The organism is Nostoc sp. CHAB 5836 (assembly GCF_020829445.1).
GTDB lineage: Bacteria > Cyanobacteriota > Cyanobacteriia > Cyanobacteriales > Nostocaceae > Nostoc.
In genome coordinates this window covers 1-21,046 of sequence record NZ_JAIVFV010000123.1, presented here as the reverse complement: position 1 = coordinate 21,046, position 21,046 = coordinate 1, and the positions used below count along the sequence as shown (strand labels likewise).

Genomic DNA, 21,046 nt, shown 5'->3' with positions numbered 1-21,046 from the left:
TGTAATGATATCGGCGGCACTTTAATGGAAGAACATATTACCACAATGGCAGGTGCTTTGGGCGGTACGTGTATGGAAGTGGAAACCTTGAAAACTGCGATCGCTTCTTTGGGACGACCTTACCAACTGCGCGATCGCAGTATTCTTGTATTCGTAGCAATGGGGAAAACTTGAACGTCACGAGGTTTATTTTTTAACATGGCGGAAACAAGAGTTAAAAGTTAGGAGTTAGGAGTTAGGAGTTAGGAGTTGGGAGTTGGGAGTTGGGAGTTGGGAGTTGGGAGTTGGGAGTTGGGAGTTGGGAGTTGGGAGTTGGGAGTTGGGAGTTGGGAGTTATGAATTATGAGTTAGTAGTTAACCTAAATCTTTTAACTCCCGTTGTGCAGACGATATTTTTTGTTAAACTCGTCCCTACAAATCCTAATGTTTAACTTCTAACTCCTAACTCCTAACTCTTAATTTTTAACTCCCAACTCCTAACTTTTTAATAATGATTACCAACTTTACGGTGATGCACAGCAGTCAAAGCTTCTGGCTTAGAAACTCGTCCGGCGTAGACTGTGCTGTATACTGCCCAGTGGTCGCCACAATCCATTCTACTGATGACTTCACACTCCATGTAAGCGAGAGCATCGTTGAGGATGGGCGCACCATTTTCGGCTGGCTGGGTTCTCACACCTTCAAAACGATCTGCACCAGGGGCGAACCGCTTCAAAAAGTGCTTCATTAATGGTTGGAAATTGCCTTCTTCTAAAACGTTGAGAACAAAGCGATCGCCTACTTGCATGAGTGATTCAATTGCCCGATCTTTAGCTACTGCAATGGAAAATCCCAAGGGTTTGAAGCTGGCTTGAGCAACCCAGGAGGCTAGCATGGCACTGGATACATCGCCTTTTCTGGCAGTAATAATATATAGTCCGCCACTGATTCTACCTAATGCTTTATCTAAGTCAGCACCAAGAGATTTCATGACTTTGATGCTGCGATCGCGTGTTACCCATTGCCCTAAGTCTGTACCCGCTTCTTCACACAGCTTGTAGATATTTTCCGTAGGTGTTTGTTTAATCCGAATCGCTGGAAAAACTGTTATCAAACCCAAATTGCGGAATTTACTCAGCAAAGGATCTATCGGTTCATCATCGCCACCGCCGGTTTCAAACACGCCGATCGCTTGCTTTTCTTTAGCTGATCCTAAAACTGTGCTGAGTGCAGCTTGGATACTCGCAGCACCGGAAGCTGGAGGTAGACCAACGATTATTCCAGCACAACGGCTAACTAGTTCCCGCAGTTCTTGTAAATCGACTTCCGATCCCAAATCGACAATTTCCACGGCGACACCAGTTTTAGCGATACCATTGGCAATTGCTTGGGCGAGGCGATCGCTATATCCGTATTCGGAAACGTAAAATATCCCAACTGCCGTTTCTGGCTTGGCTTGGGTTTGGCTCCAGGTGCGGTAACGTCCAACTAATTCCTCAACATTGTGAGATAATAATGGCCCATGTCCTGTGGCAATCATGGTAATAGTTTTCAGTTCCCCCATGCGCTTGAGGGCAGATAGAACTGACCGTGCATTTGGCCCCATCAAGCAATCGTAGTAGTAATGAAAGTCTTCTTCGATCGCCGCCAAGTCTTCATCAAAGGTGCTATCTGAACAATAGTGCAACCCAAAGGCATCGCAGGTATAGAGAATTTGGGTTTTGTGGTCAAAGCTGAAGATGGTATCCGGCCAATGTAAATTGGGGGCAATCACGAATTCAAATTCATGACCATTGCCTAAATCTAAGCGATCGCCATTTTTCACAATCCGCCGTTTAAATGGCTGATGTACAAAATCTTCCAGAAATTGAATCGCCACTTTAGAACCGACAACGGTTATTTCTGGAGCCATTTGCAGCAAATCTTTAACCAAGCCACTGTGATCTGGCTCGGTGTGGCTGATAATTAAATAATCAATATCTGTTGGTTTGATTAATCCGGTGAGCGTATCAAAATATAGTTGACGAAACTTTTCGTGAGAGGTATCAACTAAGGCAGTCTGGTTCCCACGGATGACAAACGAGTTATAAGTGGTACCGTTTTGCAGACCAAACTCAATATCGAAGCGATCGCGATCCCAATCCAAAGAGCGAATAGCCGTCGTATCTTGAGCGATTTCCACCTGCTGTATGGTGAGCCGTTTTTCAGTTTTTTCGGTGAGCGCTACCATAACTCCCCTCCTTAACACAATGAGTATTTGTTCCTCTAGTTTTATTGTGACATGACTTGAATGTTAAGTTTTATTAAAAAACCTATGACTGACTTAAAAAATTTAAAAGAGTGAAACCACGGAGGGATGAGGGGGATGAGGGGGATGAGGGAGATGAGGGGGATGAGGGAAATTTGGCTAGCTTTGGAAATTGGGAACTCTCGGCTACATTGGGCATTGTTTATTGGCAAAAAGCTTTACTCAGCTTGGGATACTGACCATCTAGCTGAGTCTGTCATACAACAGTTAACTAAATGTCAAACCCTGGATCATCTACTACTGGCAATTTCTCCACCCCATCAAAAAATTAGGGGAAAAAATACTTCCTCATCCCCCTCATCCCCCTCATCCCCCCCATCTCCCTCATCCCCCTCATCCCCCTCATCCCCCTCATCTCCCTCATCCCCCTCATCCCCCCCATCTCCCTCATCCCCCTCATCCCCTCCCATCCTCATAGCCTCCGTAGTTCCCACGCAAACTGCTATTTGGCAAACTTACCCAAATACTCGCGTTATTACATTAGACCAAGTACCACTAAAAGGTGTTTATTCTACATTAGGAATTGACCGCGCTTTAGCTTTGTGGGGTGCTGGAAAAACTTGGGGTTTTCCAATGTTGGTAATTGATGCTGGGACAGCGCTAACTTTTACTGCTGCGGATGCTAATCAGTGTCTAGTTGGAGGTGCAATTTTGCCGGGATTGGGCTTACAGTTTGCAAGTCTCGGTCAAGAAACAGGACAATTACCATTAGTAGAAACCAGAAATTTTGCATCTCTACCACAACGTTTTGCAGTGAATACAACAGAGGCTATTCAAAGTGGAGTTACTTATACACTGTTAGCTGGAATTAAAGATTTTATTGAGGCGTGGTGGGATTTATTTGCTGATGGTAATATTGTAATTAAAGGTGGCGATCGCACTTTATTATTAAAGTATATGCAAGCCTTATATCCTAAAATAGCAGCACATTTAATTGTGGAACCAAATTTAATTTTTTGGGGAATGCGGGAAATAGTAATGGGGAATAGATAGTAGATGTAATATAGTTAGCGATTATAGTTTTGGGAGCATTTGATTAACTATTTCTGAAGCGCCTGCTGAAAAGTCTTGATGGCATCAACATGGTTCACCATATTAATGCAACGTAACAACAAATCCAGATCGATCCTTTTGACCTCCTCACTACTGTAAACTCTTTCATAGTGAAGTGCGTTTCCCTCATAGCGTAGGTGATAAACTTCTAACACACCGTCTTCCCAGAACCACACTTCAGGAATCAAAAGCCGCTTGTATGCTTCTAGTTTGTTGATTCCGCCACTGGTAAACACCACTTCTATCGCCAAATCGGGACGCACTCGACCAGGGCCAAGTTTATAAGATTCATCCGCTTCTCGCTTCACAGCGCCCGATTCACTTTCTAAGGTCATTGAGCCAGTCGGGGTAAAGTCAAACCCTGCCACAAGCAAGTACAGTTCCAGCAATGCGGCAATTCTCTTTTTAACGGTTTCGTGTGCTTCTCCTGGCATTCTTCGGATCTCCAATACTCCATCCAGAAAAGACAACCGATACCCTGGACGGTCTAACAACTGCTCAACTGCTTTGAATTCTCTCCAGGTCACTCCTTCAAACAACAGGGGTGATTCCTGACGGGGTGTAGCGATCGCTGCTGGGGTCATAAAAGTATCCAGTCTGTTTCCAGATAAGAAATCATCACGCTTGGAGGACAGTTTAATTCATTGTAACTTTTTTTTGGAACCACGGCGTTTGCCCACGCTCAATCCCTAATTCGATGGTAGTTTATCAGGGTTTACCACAACACTTAATCAACACTTTGAAGAGTTTTGATTAAGTCATATAGCAATCCTAAATCATTCGTAAGAAATTAGTCACACTATAAACTAGAGCGGGATTTAACCCAACCTAATCGATGGAAATCATCTGTTGACAACGTTGCAGTTTACTTCATTACGATTGCAGGGGCAAGTAATTACAACGTTGGGAAACAGTTAAATATTGGTATCGAGTCACAAGATAACCAACATTCATTTACAAATGGAACTTCTGTCGAGAATATTTGGACTTATCCTGTAGGTGCATCAGGATTTCAGAATTACACTGGAACACAGCCTATCGCTAGGGAAACTAATAGCTATGGGTGGTATTCGGGTTGGTTTCCTGTACAAAATGGTGGACAAAATGCTATTCAATTCTTACGTCCTTAATAAATTGTAATCAACAGAGTAAAAGATGAAAAAACTTTTGTTTTTAGGTATTTTGGCGATTGGAATCACAATTCCAACGACATCATTATTAGCGCAAAATTCAGTAGATAACCCAGATAACAGTGATCCTCCGGGATTGAGAAGACCTCCTGAATTAAACAAGCCTATTATTCCTGAGCCACCATCACCAACAACGCCGACAGAATATCTTTACCCAGATAACAGCGCAAAACCCGTTTTGCAGATGATTAAAAAAGAACGGGCGATCGGACAATTACGACAGGGTTTAAATCTCAAAAATGCACGGCTTGTAACTTACGCCGATTACATCAAATTTAAAAGTAAACTTGGCGGTGATATCATCGAGAACCTTCAAGTACATCCTAACCGTCGTGTCTGGTTAATTGAAATTGACGCACCAAACGGTATTGATGTACCACAACGAGTCCTTGATGAAAAAACACCACGTCCAGAAAAATTTAAAAAATCCAAAATTTTAATGGTAGTGGATGCAGAAACTGGAGATAGACTAAGCATGGATATCGCAGAAAATCAATAACTTAATTAATACCTAGCGATTATATTAACCCTGACGTTTATTTAATTAATATAAATAAACGTTTTTTTATGGATATAAGTTTTCTGAACTTGCTTTCCTATAATTACTAATTTTCTTTAATAAAATCTCGAATCTCGATCGCTACACCCCCAGCACAAGATTCTATTAAGAGTAAACGAGGAGTTTGAGAGCGATCAGAAGGTCAGCAAACAAACAAAACTTGAATAGTAAAAATTGAGAGAGAAGTTTACCCAGCGTCAAGTTATGTCCGAGACATCACAGCTAGATGTGATTATGCGTCAATTAGATACCTTATCTTTAGTGGAACTGCTAAAAATTAGGACACAAATCGATGCGTTGATTGAAGAAAAATCTTCACTATTGTCCAATATTCTGATTTCTGAAAACTATCGTATAGCAACATCTGTTTCTAGTGAAACGAGAGACATTAATGAAGTGGCTATGACTAACCGATTTACTCCCCTAGCATCGAATGTAACCAAGTTAGATAAATATCAATTTGCTCTACAAATTTCTAAATCGGAAGCAAAAGGGGATGACTCCTTAGAACAGATAATAGAACTGGTTGAGGAATGGATGGTTGATGAATCGGGATATGATGAACAAACGCACCCACAGATTGAGAGTGTAGTGGATTGGCAGCAAACTCTCAATGAGCTAGTTTAATTCGTTGAAATTATAGCTTTTTAAAATAGTTTTAATAAATTCCCGAATCTCCGTCGCTACAAGCCCAGCAGAAGATTCTGGTAAGTCATTTCCCGCATGGGCAATCATTTTTAACTCAACTTTTGGCATCAGTTGAGCATAAACCCGGCTCTTGGCTAAAGCATCTGGTGTATCTTGACCACCTTGTAAAATAAAAACCGGCACATTTATCATATAAAGCCGCTTTTGCAATAATTCCGCCTCAATTTCTGTTTGTCGCCTTTTGAAAAGTAACTGACAAGCTATAGGGTAACGCAACAATTCCTGACGTAATTGTAAATCCTGGGCAATTTTTTCATACCAACCCAGAATTTTAGTGAAGGGAGTTAGCGATCGCAACAATTTAACTATTAGTGGTGGATAATTCAATAATCGCCGCATCTTCCGGCAATGTTCTTCTTGTCCTGGTATCTCTACACCCTCTGGTGCTAACAATACCACACCATCAACTTTTTCTGGATACTTTAAAGCATAGCTAGCAGCAATCCAACCCCCAAGAGAATGCCCTACTAAATAGACTTTTTCTAGCTTCACAGCTTGCAAAAACTCAGATAGACACTCAACTTGTAAATCTATCGAATGATGTATATTCGGATTCTCTGATTCACCAAACCCTAACAAATCAGGTGCAAAGCAATGAAAATCCTGTGCAAGGGACTCCATCACAGATAACCATTGACTGCTTTCATTCCAAGCACCATGTAAAAAAATTATCGGAGTTTTTTCACCAACTTCTCGCCAGAATATCAGCCCTTGAGAGAGCTTTCTCCGGGAGTTACGGAATAGTGTATCCATTTTAATTTAGTAGTTAACTTTTAGCACCATAATAAATAGTCATTAGTCATTAGTCATTAGTCATTAGTCACTTGTACTGCCCTTCTCTACGAGAGGCTACGCCAACGACTACGCTCAGGAACCGCGTACTCGAAGTATTAGTCATTAGTTTTGGACAAATTATAAACACAGAAGTCTGAGGCGTTCGCGTAAGGTCTCGTAAAGCGTGCGGCATAGCTACCCTGATGACGCAGCCTCTCGTAGAGAAGATAGGCTTCCTTAAATCAGAACTTTGGCGACAAATGACAAATGACAAATGACAAATGACAAATGACAAAATATTACTATGCCAATGTTGTCAAGCCCTTCAAGTAGTCTTGCAACTGCCGAGTGTGGTCGTGAGACATCTGTCCTGAAGGTAGGAAACTGGGAGAGAAAGCTTGGATTTCCATCACTTCCAAAGTATCCTGAATCTCCATTGTTCCATGCACTTCGGCTTCAACCACAATACAAATTGAATGGATTCTAGGATCTCGGTCTGGTGCAGAGTAAACTCCTACCAAACGGTTAATTTTCAGCAATTCTAGCCCGGTTTCCTCCATTAATTCGCGGCGAACTGTGTTGGGAATATCTTCTCCCCAATCCACCATACCTCCAGGCAATGACCAAAGACCATTGTCACGTCGCCGGATCAGTACAATCCGACCATCGGGTAAAATTGGGATGATACTAGTACCCGTAATGGGATGACGAAATATAATACCCAATACTGTTTGTCCAACACGCCATAAGGTACGTGTGGACTGCACAACTGCCGGAAAAAAAGCAATAACGTTCAATCTTCAAAATTTTTGTATTGTTTTCTATACTTCTCTAGCACTTACATAAACTCAAGTAATAAAATTTTAATTGAGTTTGGTTTTATACAAATATGTTTGTGGCTTGAGATTTTATTCTCACGATTTACGTAGAATATTATTAATATTAACATCAAGTTTAAATAGAAGCACTGTATTCCTATATACATAATATTTGTTAAATAAAAAAAATTCAGTTTATAACTAACCATTAGCCTTAGCTAAAGCATCTATGACTAATAGTTTTTCAGCACATATTTAAAAAATTAATCTGAATCATAAGTTAAAATGGATAATTCCGAATTGCCAAAATAAAATTAAGTGAAATTTTAGACCGCTACCTAATTCTTGATAATATTGATTGATTTGTTCCAAGAACAACAACTAGCTAGCTAATTTACATCTCTTTGACGGATTTAAATCTAAATAAGGTGTCTTTTTCCTTTAGTTAGGGGACTTCTAATTTAAAAAATACTCAACTATTTCTTGTGGGGTGGGCGTCTGGCGATTGGTGCCAATTTAACGTAGAAACCATGTTCCACAAGGAACTGAAGTTCCTTGCTAATAGCGAAAGTCATCTAAAGATGACTAAATAATCGGAAAAATATTTAGTCTACTTCAGTAGACTTTAGCTAAAAGCCAAAGAACTTTAGTTCGAGGCGGGTGAGTCAAGCTGAAAGTTTTGCTACTTTCTTCTGAAGTTGACACCAATGGCGTCTGGTTCGCCCCACAAGATTGAATAATTTATTTATTAGAAGTCCCTAGTGAAGATAATTAGAAATTGTTATTGACAGAATAAGGTCGAATGCGGTAGACTAGTACACTGTTTAAAGCGTATTGATTGCTGCACTAGGCTACAAGTATATCAATAATATTGGTAGCTGATATTGCCTACGTGATGCCTAGTTGCTACTTTTTTGTTGTTTATTTAATGAGGTGAACATGGCCAAGCGCCGTAACCCGAAAAAAGAAAAGGCGCTACGGAACCAGGCGTATGCCAGAAAGTTTCGTAAACGGACTACTACAGGAAGAATGCAGAGAAGGTTCCAACAAAGACCACCAAAGAGTGAGGAAGAAGAAGGCGCAGCAGCAGCTGACACTGAATAAGCTGTCTGCTTAAATCCTTATTGTTTGGGTTATTTACCTTTTAGGGCGCACATTTATTTGTACGCCCTATTTGTTGTTGGGCGTTAGGCAATTCAATTTTGGATAGGACTTACGCAAGTGTTACAAAAAATAAAAGCTTTTAGTTTGTAGCAAGGGCTACCCTACGGGAACGCTCCGCGAACAGCCCTGATGAAAGAGGACTAAAGTCCTCACTACAAACTCCAAATAATATGCCAGTTGCGTAAGTCCTATTGGATTTTGGATTGACAATTTTGGATTAAATTTTAATCTAAAATCTAAAATCTAAAATTCTTTCTCCCCACTCCCTCTATTGAGCCATTTGAGCGCGGGCGGCTATGAGTGCTTTCTTTACCTGTTCAAAGCCAGTACCACCGTAACTGTTACGGGCTGCCACAACTTGACGGGGAGATATTGCCTCATAAATATCTGCTGCAAATTCTGGGTGGAATTGTTGCCACTCTTCTAAGCTCAAATCTTTCAAGAGTTTACCTGCGTCCTCACAGGTTTTTACTATCTTACCCACAAGGTCGTAAGCTTCCCGGAAAGGAACGCCCCGTGCTGCTAGATAATCTGCTACGTCGGTAGCATTAGAAAAATCTTCCGTCACGGCTTCTGCTAATCGCTTGGTACGAAATTCCAAACCTTCTCTGAGCAAAATCGTCATTGCTTCTAGAGAGGCTTTAACTGTGTTGACGCTATCAAATAGACCTTCTTTATCTTCTTGGAGGTCTTTGTTATATGCCAGAGGTAGCCCCTTCATAATCACTAACATCGCCTGGAGATGACCAAATACACGCCCCGTTTTACCCCGCACCAATTCTGGCACATCGGGGTTTTTCTTTTGGGGCATGATACTGGAACCCGTGGCACAGCTATCTTTGAGGGTGACAAAACGAAATTCTTGAGATGACCAAAAAATGACTTCTTCTGCAAGACGGCTGAGGTGAACCATGATTAAGCTAGCAGCACACAAGAATTCGATCGCAAAATCGCGATCGCTCACTCCATCAAGGCTATTAGCATAAATATGGTCAAAATGCAAGAGTTTGGCTGTGTAGTGGCGATCAATGGGGAAAGTTGTTCCCGCTAAAGCACCGCACCCCAAAGGTGAGATATTGACGCGGCGAGAAACATCTCCTAAGCGTTCCCAGTCGCGTTGCGCCATTTGAAAGTATGCCAAAAGATGGTGAGCTAAACTCACGGGTTGGGCGCGTTGGAGGTGGGTATAGCCAGGAATCAGGGTTTCAACGTGTTTTTCGGCTATATCTAGTAAAACACCTTGAAATTCTCGCAATTGGCTCTTGATTTGTTGGATTTGGTCGCGCAGGTAGAGTCTGGTATCAGTACCAACTTGGTCATTACGCGATCGCGCCGTATGCAGCTTTTTACCCACATCGCCGACAATTTCTGTTAGTCGTCGTTCAACTGCAAAATGTACATCTTCATCTCCAGCATCGACACCAGGCTGAAATTTTTCTTGGCGGTACTCTTGGCGAATTTGTTCTAAACCTGCAACCAGTTGCTCGCCTTCTTTTGGGGAGATTATGCCCGTGTGAGCAAGCATTTTGGCATGGGCTTGAGAACCAGTGAGGTCATATTCGATTAATGCAATATCAAAACCGATACTGGCATTAAAACGAGCGATCGCTGGGTGCAATGCTGATTCAAATCGCTGGCTCCAAGTTTCTTCTTTGGTCATAAATATTTATGAGGGGAGTGGGGGAGTTAGGAGTTAGGAGTTAGGAGTTAGGAGTTTTGGAGTCCTAACTTTTCCCTCGTAGCTTTCAACTCCTAACTTTTATATTTAACCGTAGCTAGTTAGATTCCGAATGATATAGCCAATGACTAAACCAATCAACAATGCCCACACTTGACCTGTTTGTATAAAGTGACTCCAAGATTTTTGAATCTGACCCATCAGGTTTGGGTCACTAACTGTTTGCGCTAGCGGTGTCCAATTTACAGGCAAATGCCAAAGGAACTGAGATATCAAATCACTGTAATGGCTCATATTTGGTGATTAAGAAGTTGGGGCTAGCAAATTTCAGTATCAGATTATTTTTTACATTAATTACTGATATTTACTGAAAACTTGGGTATGACTTTAATGTCTTAACTTAAGATGCAGCCGATGCCAACCGCAATTTCTCGGCAGTCCGCAAAATTTGCCCCGCCAACACTGCTGCGCCAAAACCATTATCGATATTTACTACGCCTACTCCCGCAGCACAAGAGTTGAGCATTGTCAATAAAGGCGCTAAACCGCCAAAACTTGCGCCATAACCGATGCTGGTGGGTACGGCAATCACAGGACAACTCGCTAAACCAGCGACAACACTAGGTAAAGCGCCTTCCATCCCCGCCACGACAATCAACACCGATGCTGACTCAATCAGGTGGCGGTTACTTAATAAGCGGTGAATTCCAGCAACGCCAACATCCCAGAGGCGTTGGACGCAAAAACCAGAAAGTTCAGCAGTTACGGCGGCTTCTTCAGCAACAGGTAAATCGGCGGTACCAGCAGAGAGAATGCCAATTTCACCCGCAAATTGTGGTTCGATGGTAGGAGGAGCGATCGCACAAATTCGCGCCGATTCGTAATATCGCAAACCGCTAACTTTTGATTGCAGTGCGGTATAAACTGCTGGTTCAATGCGAGTTGCCATCACCACTGGATTGCGGAGGCGCATCACCTCCATAATTTGAGCAATTTGGTCGGGCGTTTTACCAGGCCCCCAAATTACCTCTGGGAAACCAGTTCTTAGCTGGCGATGATGGTCAATTTTGGCAAACTCACCCACGGATTCATAAGCTAAGTCTTTGAGCGAGTTTAATGCCGTATCTGGGGTAACTTTACCATTGGCAACCGCTTCGAGGAGCGATCGCAGGGTTTTTTCATCGGTCATTTGTTATTTGTCCTTTGTCATTTGTCATTTGTCATTTGTCATTTGCCCTGACAATTCAGGTCATCTGGAAAACCTCTCTCTAAATCTCTCTCCTAAAAGGAGAGAGACTTTGAATTTCCCCCTTCCCGCATCGGGAAGGGGGTTAGGGGGTTAGGGGGTTAGGGCGTTAGGGCGTGTTTTCAAACTTTTCTTTAAGCACCTTAGTCTTTGGAGATCCCCCCAACCCCCCTTAGAAAGGGGGGCTTTTAGAGTTTCTTTTCCCCCCTTTTTAAGGGGGGTTAGGGGGGATCTTCGAGTTTGAAAACACGCCCTAGGTTTTTGGTGGACTTTTCCACATAAGCTAATCGTCATTCATTTTTCCAGAATGATTCGCTTGTAGTAAGGGCTTCAGCCCTGCTTTTATGCAACTTAAATGCCGATTAGCTTAACCTGAATTGTCAGGTCATTTGCCCCATGCCCAATGCCTCATAACTAATCAATTACTTTAATTTCATGAATATTCCAGAATGCGCCACCAAGGGCAGAAAATCTGATCCCTTCAAAACGATTACGTACAGCTGACAATGACAAGGCGTTAACTAGATAAATAAACGGTAAATTTTCCTGGGTAATCTGTTGAGTTTCGGCATAAATTTCTTTGCGCTTTGCTTCGTCTAATTCCCTTGCTCCTTTAATATAAAGCTGACCAATTTTCGCCTCCCAAGGAGCTACTTCCCAACCCTCAATCGGCTGTTGTCCTGGTTGGGGTTTCTGATTAAACATATGCAATCCACCTTCGGGATTCCAAACGTTAGCCCCATCATTTGGTTCTAATCCACCAGTGAGTCCCATTAGAGAAGCTTCCCAGTCAAGGGAGTCAGAAATTTTGTCTGTAAAAGTATTCCATGCTATCGGCGTGAAATCGACTTGAATACCAATTTTGCTTAGGTGTTGTTTAATCTGTGATCCCATTGCCTCACGAATTTTATTGCCAGCATTGGTGAGCAAAGTGAAGCGGACGCGATTTCCCTCAGCATCTACTAACTGATTTTTGTCATTGTACTTAAATCCTGCTTTTAGTAACAAGTCTTTTGATTTTTTCAGATTGTAATCATAAACTTTTAACCCTTCTTCCGGAGAAAGATAATAAGGACTTTGTACGGAAATTGGCGAATTTTGTGTAGTGCCTAAGCCGCGAAAAGTGTTGTTAATAATTGTTTGGCGGTCAATTGCATAGGCTATAGCTTGGCGAAATTGCAAATTATTAAACCAACGCGATTTGACTGGATTGACCAGTGGTTTCCCATTTCTTTTACCTTTATTAAGATTGAACCAAACAAAGGATGTACTAGTTGTTGGGCCACCATTATAAATTTTGAAATTACCTTGCTTTTCTTGCACTTTGAGTAAAGAAAAGTAATCTGGTGAAACTCCCACACTATCTAACCCAGCAGAACGAAATTGCAACAAGGCGGTATCTGTTGATTCTACAATTTGCCAAACTATCCGTTCAATATAGGGTTGGGATTCTCCTTTAAGCCCTTTGCGCCAGTAGTAAGGGTTGCGCCGGAACACCACACGTTGACTTGTGTCATAGCGCTCTAATTTGTAAGGGCCGTTGACAATAATTTGGTCGGGAGGAGTATCAACACCCCACTGTGACAGAAATATTGGCTTACCTTCTTGGTCTTTAGTTTTTACAGATTTTTCTAGGGTGTGGGCGGGTAAGATTGGATAGCCAGTAGCACTACGTAGGAATGGCGCAAAGGGTTCGGGGACAATAAACTCAACCCGACGTTCATCGATTTTTTTCACGCTTGGTAGCTTACCACTTTCGCCAATCCTTAAAACATCTCTGACATCGGTAGGAATTGCTTTATTAAAATAGATGTCGTTGTAGGTGAACACCACATCATCTACGGTAAGTGGCTGCCCATCAGACCATTTCAAACCTTCGCGCAGAGTAAAAACAATTTTTAATTTATCATCAGAAAATTGCCAGGATTCTGCTAAAGCAGGCTCAACTTTACCCGTATCATAGTTTTCGGTGATTAACCCTTCATAAATGAGCGGAAAAACATTAGGAAACTCTTGACTCAGAGGAAAATTAAAGGTTTTGGGGTCACTGAGAATGGCACTTACCAATTGCGGTACTTGAGCAGATGCGCTTTTAAAGTTAGCTGGGTTGCAAGCGCTAATTGTAAGTGCTATTGCTGAAATAAAAATTATTGGCAACCAAAAATGTTTAATTGACAGAAATATTTTACTAAAAATTTTCATAATTTCAATAGACGAATAGTGTAATTAATTTGATTGAGATTGTAGCCAACCAAGGAAACTTTGAGTTTTATTGAAATACTGAATCCCACTATTTCGTAAAACCTCTATAACTTCGCGTCTGCCAAATTCTTTAGAATTGCTACTTAAAAATGATTTATTTTCATTAGTATGCAACCCAGCATGAAAAATTATACACTCCAAGATTATTCTATCTATAATGTGCTTATCAAAAATTGCTCTACTCAACGTTTCTTGAAAAACACGCGTACTTAATGTAATCATTTCTGATTTGTTTATCAGCTGATTAAAAGCTACATCAAAACGTTCTTTAACTTCGTTATTTCGTTGAAGAAAGCTAGTTCTTGATTGCTCTAGGCGAAAAAGCAGTAATCGTGCATTATCTGAATTATCTCGTTCTGCTTGATTAATTTGTATATCTAACTTGCCGAGGAAATCTAGATTATATTTTTCTTCTTGTTCTAATGTTGTTAATGATTCTACAAAACAAATACTTGGCACTACGATACGTAAAGAAGAGGGTGGATTTTGCAGTAATTCTTGTGCTTGTGAATCTTGCCCTTTAGCAATACTCATCAAGAAATTAGTTTCAACGTAAATTATCACTGCTAATCATTAATAAAGTTGAGTTGTTCCGTCTTCTAGTAGTTGCAATAAACCAATTTCTGTCATTTCCTTTGTGAAAGGTGGTATTGCAGATTTCCAATGATAGGCCAAGTCACGTAGCCAAGCTTCTGTAAGACCTTTAAGGTAAAGACTAAATATTCTTTTGTCGCGGAATTTTGGCTCGTAATGACTAAGCACATCAGCAGTATTAAGACTGATAATTGCCTCTGATAAATTATTGCCATCCCACTTAAAAATCAGAATGTTATTTACATCAATAAGCATGGCAAAAGGAATCAGTATCTTTGCAGCTTGCAAGTAATCAATCAGCCGTAAACTAGCATATTTTTTGGCTTTTGTATCTTGAAAATTGAATGGTAAACCTTTGACTTCAGCTATGAGAATAATTTGTTCCTCTTTGTCTAAAGCAACTAGATCGGGAAAGTCTATATTTTCTATGTTTGTAGCTTGTAAGGCTCTAAGTTCCCACCAAGTTAAGGTTTGTTGGTTACTATAAATCATTAATTTCAATCCTTGTGAGTCTTCGATATTTTTACCGATGTTTCCAAAGAAAAGTTACTCTAAAGCCACTAGCAAAACGACAGCATAAGCACATATACCTTCTTCGCGGCCAACGGGGCCTAATTTTTCGTTGGTGGTAGCTTTGATGCCAATTTGATTTGGTTCTAATTCTAAAACCGCCGCTAATTTATCGCGCATATTATGAATATGCGGTTTTAATTTTGGACGTTCTGCTACTACCACTGAGTCAATATTTCCGATTTGCCAGCCTTGAACCCGAATCAGTTGATGTACTTGAGTTAATAGTACTAAACTATCTGCTCCCGCCCATTTAGGATCGCTAGGCGGAAAATAATGACCAATATCCCCCAAAGATAATGCCCCAAGCATGGCATCCATAATCGCGTGTGTTAACACATCAGCGTCACTATGACCTAACAAACCCAGTTCATGGGGAATTTTAATTCCACCCAAAATTAAAGCGCGATCGCTCACCAATCGATGGATATCGTAGCCGTTACCAATACGAATTTTTGTCATTTGTCATTTGTCATTTGTCATTAGTTATTCTCCCTCATCCCCCTCATCCCCCTCATCCCCTCATCCCCCTCATCCCCCTCATCCCCTCATCTCCCATTTTTCCAAAAGATCAGGGCGACGATCGCGGGTTCTTTGAATTTGTTGCTCGTAACGCCACCGAGCGATCGCGGCGTGATTCCCACTCAGCAAGACATCAGGTACTTTCAAACCGCGAAAATTCGCAGGACGAGTATATTGGGGATAGTCCAATAACCCCTCCTCAAAACTTTCTGCTGTCAGGGACTCCGTTTTGGCCACGGTTCCTGGGATCAGCCGCACTACACCATTAATCAAAGCCATTGCTGGAATTTCTCCGCCAGTCAGAATAAAATCCCCTAAAGATACTTCACGAGTTACCAAATGTAGCACCCTCTCATCCACCCCTTCGTAATGCCCGCAAATAACTACTAACTGGTCATAATTGGTCACCAATTCCTTCAAAAGAGGTTGATTGATTGTTTGACCCTGTGGACTCATCAAAATTACTTCTCTTCGGGGTAGAATTGGCAGCGACTCCACGGCGGTAAAAATAGGTTCTGGTTTCATTAGCATCCCAACGCCGCCGCCATAGGGTTCATCATCTACCTTTCGGTGCTTGTCAGTGGCAAAGTCCCGTGGGTTCACCAAATGTACTTCAGCAATCTGTTTGGCTAAGGCTTTACCCAGCAGCCCAGAATTGAGAACAGAGTTAAAACAGTCAGGAAAAAGCGTAACTATATCAAAGCGCACAGTTATTCGTATTCGAGGACACTAATCTTAAATTTGAATGTCTAGCAAACACCAGCAAGCCAAGGTCGGGCCAAACTCCAGTTAAACTTTATCAATAGTATCTAAAACTACCAGACCTCTTGGATTTTAGATAGGATCGAAAGTTTTTCTAATTACTTAATTTATGTTTAAATGTTGTCACAACTACATTTAAATTAATAATCTTATCAAGTTAACAACTTCCAGGATGCATCGAGCCAGCCTCAGAAAAAAGCGTAGTCTTAACTGCTTGTCCCAAATACGAAAGGGGGAATCTAGCCTCCTAAAGACTATTTTGCCCTGCTGCAAGTGGACAGGTGAAAAACAAGGCGCTGGCTTTGAGGAATGGGAACAAACACGTTTAGACTGAGGCAACGCAAGCGTTAGGCGAAAATTTGGAGAGTGGCTGACCCAGTTCCAAACTTCTAAAAGTGTCCTCTTTAAAGTTGCAAAGCGCAAAAATCATGGCTGCTTCTGAACCTTGTTAAATTCACCTGAAGTTGTTGACAGGAGAAACAAAATGCCGCAATTACAAGCTAAATCGCTAGAAATGAGGACACCCCAAGCAACTAAAACTGCCGTTATGGTTATCGGAGGTGCAGAAGATAAAGTTCACGGGCGCGAAATCCTACGAACTTTTTTTGGACGTGCCGGTGCTAGTAAGGCTTATATTACAATTATTCCATCTGCCTCTCGCGAACCCGCCATCATCGGTGGTCGGTATATTCGCATTTTTGAAGAAATGGGTGCCCAAAAGGTAGAGATTTTAGACATCCGTGAACGGGAACAGTGTGAAGCCTCCCAGATTAAAGCATCCTTAGAAGCCTGTAGTGGGGTATTTTTGACAGGAGGAGACCAGCTGCGTCTTTGTGGCGTATTGGCAGATACGCCAGCAATGGAAATTATTCGTCAACGGGTGAGGGCGGGGCAACTGACCTTAGCAGGCACTAGTGCAGGAGCGGCAGTGATGGGGCATCATATGATTGCTGGCGGCGGTAGTGGAGAAACGCCAAATCGTTCCCTAGTTGATATGGCAACAGGTTTAGGGTTTATTCCGGAAGTAATCGTTGACCAACACTTTCACAACCGTAATCGCATGGGGCGACTGATTAGTGCGATCGCAGCACATCCCGATCGCTTAGGTATTGGCATTGACGAAGATACTTGTGCTGTGTTTGAACGTGATGGTTGGCTACAAGTTATGGGCAAAGGCAGTGTTACCATTGTTGATCCCACTGAGCTGACCCATACCAATGAACCCCATGTCGGTGCTAATGAACCATTAACCGTGCATAATTTACGTCTCCATATCCTCAGCTACGGCGATCGCTTCCACTTGTACCAGCGCACTGTATTGCCTGCTGTACACCGAATCTCCAGCTGACGGGATAGAGTATCTGAGGTTACACTGAGTTGACCATAAATTTTAGATTTGGGATTTGTGATTTTAGATTAAAAGAGCTTTTCGGTACATGGTGGACTAACGTCCCGGTACACTAACGCCAGAAAGTGAGCCAAACAAATCTCAAAGATCCTTGTTCTGCACTGTACCTTTCTTTGGACTCATCTTAGCGACGCGATCGTCAATCTAAAATTAAAAGAGCTAAGTACCGTAGTAGTCTCTTTCAATCCAAAATCGTCAATCTAAAATCCAAAATTGGTTGACCGCACATTTTTTCTTAGCGTAGAAAAATGATAAGAATACCATGTAAAAAGAAAAAACTGTTTGCAACGAACAGTTTAGCGGTCAATTCCAGTAAGAAACTAGAATTTTGGTTCCGAATCTCCATCTACCTATTCCCATGAGAATCCTCAAGATCCAGACCTTACGCGGCCCAAACTATTGGAGCATTCGACGCCACAAACTGATCGTCATGCGCCTCGATTTAGAAACCCTTGGCGAGATACCCTCGAATGAAATCCCTGGCTTTTATGAAGGATTAGTTGAGGCGCTGCCAAGTCTGGAGGGTCACTATTGCTCGCCTGGCTGTCGTGGTGGTTTTCTGATGCGAGTCAAAGAAGGCACTATGATGGGCCATGTCGTCGAACACGTAGCCCTAGAACTCCAGGAATTAGCTGGTATGCATGTCGGCTTTGGTCGCACCCGTGAAACTGCCACACCCGGAATTTACCAAGTAGTGATCGAGTACCAGAATGAGGAAGCGGGACGCTATGCTGGACGAGCCGCAGTGCGGCTATGCCAGAGTATCGTTGATCGAGGCCGTTATCCCAAGGCAGAACTAGAGCAAGATATCCAAGACTTGAAAGACTTCACTCGTGATGCTTCCTTAGGCCCCTCCACGGAAGCGATCGTCAAAGAAGCTGAAAAAAGAGGTATTCCCTGGATGTCTCTGGAAGCCCGCTTTTTGATTCAGCTAGGCTACGGTGTCAACCAGAAGCGGATGCAAGCCACAATGACTGACAACACCAGCATTCTGGGCGTAGAACTAGCTTGCGATAAAGAAGCCACTAAACGCATCCTCGCTGCTGCTGGTGCGCCAGTCCCCAGAGGTACAGTGATCAACTTCTTAGACGATTTGGAACAAGCCATTGAATTCGTTGGCGGCTATCCCATCGTTATCAAGCCACTGGATGGCAACCACGGACGTGGGATCACCATTGATATTAGAACTTGGGAAGAAGCTGAAGCCGGATACGAAGCTGCCAGACAGGTTTCCCGCTCAATTATTGTCGAACGGTATTATGTTGGGCGCGACCACAGGGTACTAGTGGTAAATGGCAAAGTAGTAGCAGTTGCCGAACGCGTCCCGGCTCATGTCATTGGCAACGGCAGATCCACCATTGCCGAACTCATTGAGGAAACAAATCTTGACCCAAATCGCGGTGAAGGACATGATAACGTCCTAACTAAGATTGAACTAGACCGCACTAGTTACCAGTTGCTCGAAAGGCAAGGCTACACCCTAAATAGCGTGCCACCCAAGGGTACTATTTGTTATCTCAGAGCAACAGCCAACTTGAGTACAGGCGGTAGTGCTGTAGACCGTACCGATGAAATTCACCCAGAAAATCTTTGGTTGGCACAACGGGTGGTCAAGATTATCGGTTTGGATATCGCCGGACTCGATATCGTCACCACGGATATTAGCCGTCCTCTTCGGGAAGTAGATGGCGTGATTGTCGAAGTTAACGCCGCTCCCGGCTTCCGAATGCACGTTGCCCCAAGTGTGGGCATTCCCCGCAACGTTGCCGGCGCAGTGATGGATATGCTGTTTCCCAACGAGCAATCTAGCCAAATTCCCATCCTCAGCATCACGGGTACTAATGGCAAAACCACCACTACCCGACTACTAGCACATATTTATAAGCAGACGGGGAAAGTAGTTGGTTATACTACCACTGATGGAACATACATCGGTGATTACTTAGTAGAAGCTGGCGATAACACAGGCCCCCAAAGTGCCCACGTCATCCTCCAAGATCCCACAGTAGAAGTAGCAGTACTGGAAACGGCTCGCGGTGGCATTCTCCGCTCTGGATTAGGCTTTGAAGCCGCAAATGTAGGAGTAGTATTAAATGTAGCCGCCGACCACTTAGGAATAGGCGATATAGATACCATTGAGCAGTTAGCTAACCTTAAAAGCGTAGTAGCAGAAGCTGTATTCCCCGATGGCTATGCGGTACTCAATGCTGACGATCGCCGCGTCGCCGCCATGTCAGAAAAAACTAAAGCTAATATTGCTTACTTCACCATGAACCCCGACTCGGAATTAGTGCGGAAGCACATCCAAAAGGGCGGAGTAGCGGCAGTATATGAAAATGGCTATTTGTCAATTGTTAAAGGTGATTGGACACACCGGATAGAAAGAGCAGAAAACATACCTTTAACAATGGGCGGGCGTGCGCCGTTTATGATTGCCAACGCTTTAGCTGCAAGTTTGGCAGCATTCGTGCAAAACGTCACAATTGAGCAGATTCGTTCTGGTTTAAGGACTTTCCGGGCTTCAGTTAGTCAAACGCCAGGACGGATGAATTTATTTAATTTAGGCAACTACCACGCTTTGGTGGACTACGCCCACAACGCAGCCAGTTACGAAGCTGTAGGTTCCTTTGTACGGAACTGGACTACAGGACAACGGATTGGCGTAATTGGTGGGCCAGGCGATCGCCGCGATGAAGATTTTGTGACTTTGGGTAAATTAGCAGCACAAATTTTTGACTACATCATCATCAAAGAAGACGATGACACACGGGGACGCCCACGGGGTTCAGCCGCCCAGTTAATTATTCAAGGCATCACCGAAGTTAAACCTGATAGCCGCTATGAATCAATTTTGGATGAAACCCAAGCGATAAATAAAGGCTTAGACATGGCTCCTGATAACAGCCTGGTGGTAATTTTACCAGAAAGCGTTACACGAGCTATTAAGTTAATTAAGCTGCGTGGTTTAGCCAAAGAAGAGACACATCAACAAAATACTGGCACAACTGTCATCGATTCCCAAAATGGGATCACACCTTCTTCTGTTGTTAATACCTTGCTGTAGTCAGGAGGAGCCAGTGCGCTGACTCCACAACCCACTACCTCTTCCTACTTTTTGTATTCTGATATCATTTCTTTCTGAGGCTCCGCCAAATTTTCTTGGCTTCTTCTTTTTTTCTTTCTTTACTTTGTGTCCAACTCTTACGAGACGCTGCGCGAACGCAGTTCGTTGCTCATATAGTTTGGCGCATCTTCATGCAGAATTGGTATGACTACTTTTAGGGACTTCCAATTTAAAAAATACTCAACTACTTCTTGTGGGGTGGGCGAGACGCTATTGGTGTCAACTTAACGTAAAACTGCTGTCTTGCAAGGAACTGAAGTTCCTTGCTAATAGCTGAAGTCATCTAAAAGATGACTAAATTCCTCAACAATCTTTAGTCTACTTCAG

The 21,046-nt window shown here is 42.6% G+C and carries 19 protein-coding genes; 6 read left to right on the top strand and 13 right to left on the bottom strand.

Features of this window, described 5'->3' with window-relative positions; genetic code table 11:
- Nucleotides 1-484: 484 nt before the first annotated feature.
- Together LC605_RS22005 and LC605_RS33080 are read right to left on the bottom strand one after the other, a co-directional pair.
- Nucleotides 485-2,209 carry a diflavin flavoprotein gene (locus LC605_RS22005; protein WP_229549656.1) on the bottom strand — a complete coding sequence of 575 codons (1,725 nt, stop codon included), beginning with the start codon at nucleotides 2,207-2,209 and terminating at the stop codon, nucleotides 485-487.
- Between the two features lie 82 nt (nucleotides 2,210-2,291).
- Complete coding sequence (locus LC605_RS33080) at nucleotides 2,292-2,426, bottom strand: hypothetical protein (protein WP_267868624.1); 135 nt, start codon at nucleotides 2,424-2,426, stop codon at nucleotides 2,292-2,294.
- On the opposite strand from LC605_RS33080, the gene LC605_RS22000 reads away from it, so the two are divergent.
- The gene (locus tag LC605_RS22000) at nucleotides 2,363-3,280 is read left to right on the top strand and encodes a pantothenate kinase (protein WP_229549658.1); all 918 of its coding nucleotides are present in this window, start codon (nucleotides 2,363-2,365) and stop codon (nucleotides 3,278-3,280) included. The two genes, LC605_RS33080 and LC605_RS22000, sit on opposite strands and share 64 nt — an antisense overlap.
- 47 nt (nucleotides 3,281-3,327) lie before the next feature.
- Here the strand turns inward: LC605_RS22000 and LC605_RS21995 are convergent, their stop codons facing one another.
- Nucleotides 3,328-3,924 carry a Uma2 family endonuclease gene (locus LC605_RS21995; RefSeq protein ID WP_229549655.1) on the bottom strand — a complete coding sequence of 199 codons (597 nt, stop codon included), beginning with the start codon at nucleotides 3,922-3,924 and terminating at the stop codon, nucleotides 3,328-3,330.
- 571 nt (nucleotides 3,925-4,495) lie between these two features.
- Between LC605_RS21995 and LC605_RS21990 the strand changes: the two genes are divergently transcribed.
- Nucleotides 4,496-5,029 carry a hypothetical protein gene (locus LC605_RS21990; RefSeq protein ID WP_229549654.1) on the top strand — a complete coding sequence of 178 codons (534 nt, stop codon included), beginning with the start codon at nucleotides 4,496-4,498 and terminating at the stop codon, nucleotides 5,027-5,029.
- A 264-nt stretch (nucleotides 5,030-5,293) separates the two neighbouring features.
- Entirely contained in the window at nucleotides 5,294-5,716 is a 423-nt protein-coding gene (locus tag LC605_RS21985) for a hypothetical protein (RefSeq protein ID WP_229549653.1), read from the top strand.
- Here the strand turns inward: LC605_RS21985 and LC605_RS21980 are convergent.
- The gene (locus LC605_RS21980) at nucleotides 5,708-6,550 is read right to left on the bottom strand and encodes an alpha/beta fold hydrolase (protein ID WP_229549652.1); all 843 of its coding nucleotides are present in this window, start codon (nucleotides 6,548-6,550) and stop codon (nucleotides 5,708-5,710) included. The two genes, LC605_RS21985 and LC605_RS21980, sit on opposite strands and share 9 nt — an antisense overlap.
- A 323-nt stretch (nucleotides 6,551-6,873) precedes the next feature.
- Nucleotides 6,874-7,368 (bottom strand): NUDIX hydrolase, encoded by a 495-nt coding sequence (locus LC605_RS21975; RefSeq protein WP_229549651.1) that lies wholly within the window; start codon nucleotides 7,366-7,368, stop codon nucleotides 6,874-6,876.
- Nucleotides 7,369-8,328: 960 nt separating this feature from the next.
- Here LC605_RS21975 and LC605_RS21970 point away from each other — a divergent pair.
- Complete coding sequence (locus tag LC605_RS21970) at nucleotides 8,329-8,493, top strand: hypothetical protein (RefSeq protein ID WP_167407613.1); 165 nt, start codon at nucleotides 8,329-8,331, stop codon at nucleotides 8,491-8,493.
- Between the two features lie 328 nt (nucleotides 8,494-8,821).
- Here LC605_RS21970 and argH read toward each other — a convergent pair whose 3' ends face one another.
- The 8 genes from argH to trmD form a co-directional block, all read right to left on the bottom strand.
- A complete protein-coding gene (gene argH / locus LC605_RS21965; RefSeq protein ID WP_229549650.1) occupies nucleotides 8,822-10,213 on the bottom strand; it encodes an argininosuccinate lyase in 1,392 nt (463 codons plus the stop codon).
- 105 nt (nucleotides 10,214-10,318) lie between these two features.
- Nucleotides 10,319-10,525 carry a hypothetical protein gene (locus LC605_RS21960; protein ID WP_229549649.1) on the bottom strand — a complete coding sequence of 69 codons (207 nt, stop codon included), beginning with the start codon at nucleotides 10,523-10,525 and terminating at the stop codon, nucleotides 10,319-10,321.
- A 106-nt stretch (nucleotides 10,526-10,631) separates the two neighbouring features.
- Nucleotides 10,632-11,420 (bottom strand): nickel pincer cofactor biosynthesis protein LarB, encoded by a 789-nt coding sequence (gene larB, locus LC605_RS21955; RefSeq protein WP_229549648.1) that lies wholly within the window; start codon nucleotides 11,418-11,420, stop codon nucleotides 10,632-10,634.
- Nucleotides 11,421-11,891: 471 nt separating this feature from the next.
- Entirely contained in the window at nucleotides 11,892-13,679 is a 1,788-nt protein-coding gene (locus tag LC605_RS21950) for an ABC transporter substrate-binding protein (protein ID WP_229549647.1), read from the bottom strand.
- Nucleotides 13,680-13,703: 24 nt separating this feature from the next.
- Nucleotides 13,704-14,303 (bottom strand): PIN domain-containing protein, encoded by a 600-nt coding sequence (locus tag LC605_RS21945; RefSeq protein WP_309143276.1) that lies wholly within the window; start codon nucleotides 14,301-14,303, stop codon nucleotides 13,704-13,706.
- Between the two features lie 9 nt (nucleotides 14,304-14,312).
- Nucleotides 14,313-14,825 carry a hypothetical protein gene (locus LC605_RS21940; RefSeq protein ID WP_229549645.1) on the bottom strand — a complete coding sequence of 171 codons (513 nt, stop codon included), beginning with the start codon at nucleotides 14,823-14,825 and terminating at the stop codon, nucleotides 14,313-14,315.
- A 54-nt stretch (nucleotides 14,826-14,879) separates the two neighbouring features.
- The gene (gene ispF, locus LC605_RS21935) at nucleotides 14,880-15,365 is read right to left on the bottom strand and encodes a 2-C-methyl-D-erythritol 2,4-cyclodiphosphate synthase (RefSeq protein ID WP_229549644.1); all 486 of its coding nucleotides are present in this window, start codon (nucleotides 15,363-15,365) and stop codon (nucleotides 14,880-14,882) included.
- 78 nt (nucleotides 15,366-15,443) lie between these two features.
- Nucleotides 15,444-16,133, bottom strand: coding sequence for a tRNA (guanosine(37)-N1)-methyltransferase TrmD (gene trmD / locus LC605_RS21930; RefSeq protein WP_229549643.1), 690 nt, complete (start codon nucleotides 16,131-16,133; stop codon nucleotides 15,444-15,446).
- A gap of 538 nt (nucleotides 16,134-16,671) precedes the next feature.
- On the opposite strand from trmD, the gene LC605_RS21925 reads away from it, so the two are divergent.
- Entirely contained in the window at nucleotides 16,672-17,535 is an 864-nt protein-coding gene (locus tag LC605_RS21925) for a cyanophycinase (protein ID WP_229549642.1), read from the top strand.
- Between the two features lie 418 nt (nucleotides 17,536-17,953).
- On the top strand, nucleotides 17,954-20,659 hold the full coding sequence (gene cphA, locus LC605_RS21920; protein ID WP_229549657.1) for a cyanophycin synthetase: 2,706 nt from the start codon (nucleotides 17,954-17,956) through the stop codon (nucleotides 20,657-20,659).
- Nucleotides 20,660-21,046: the final 387 nt, after the last annotated feature.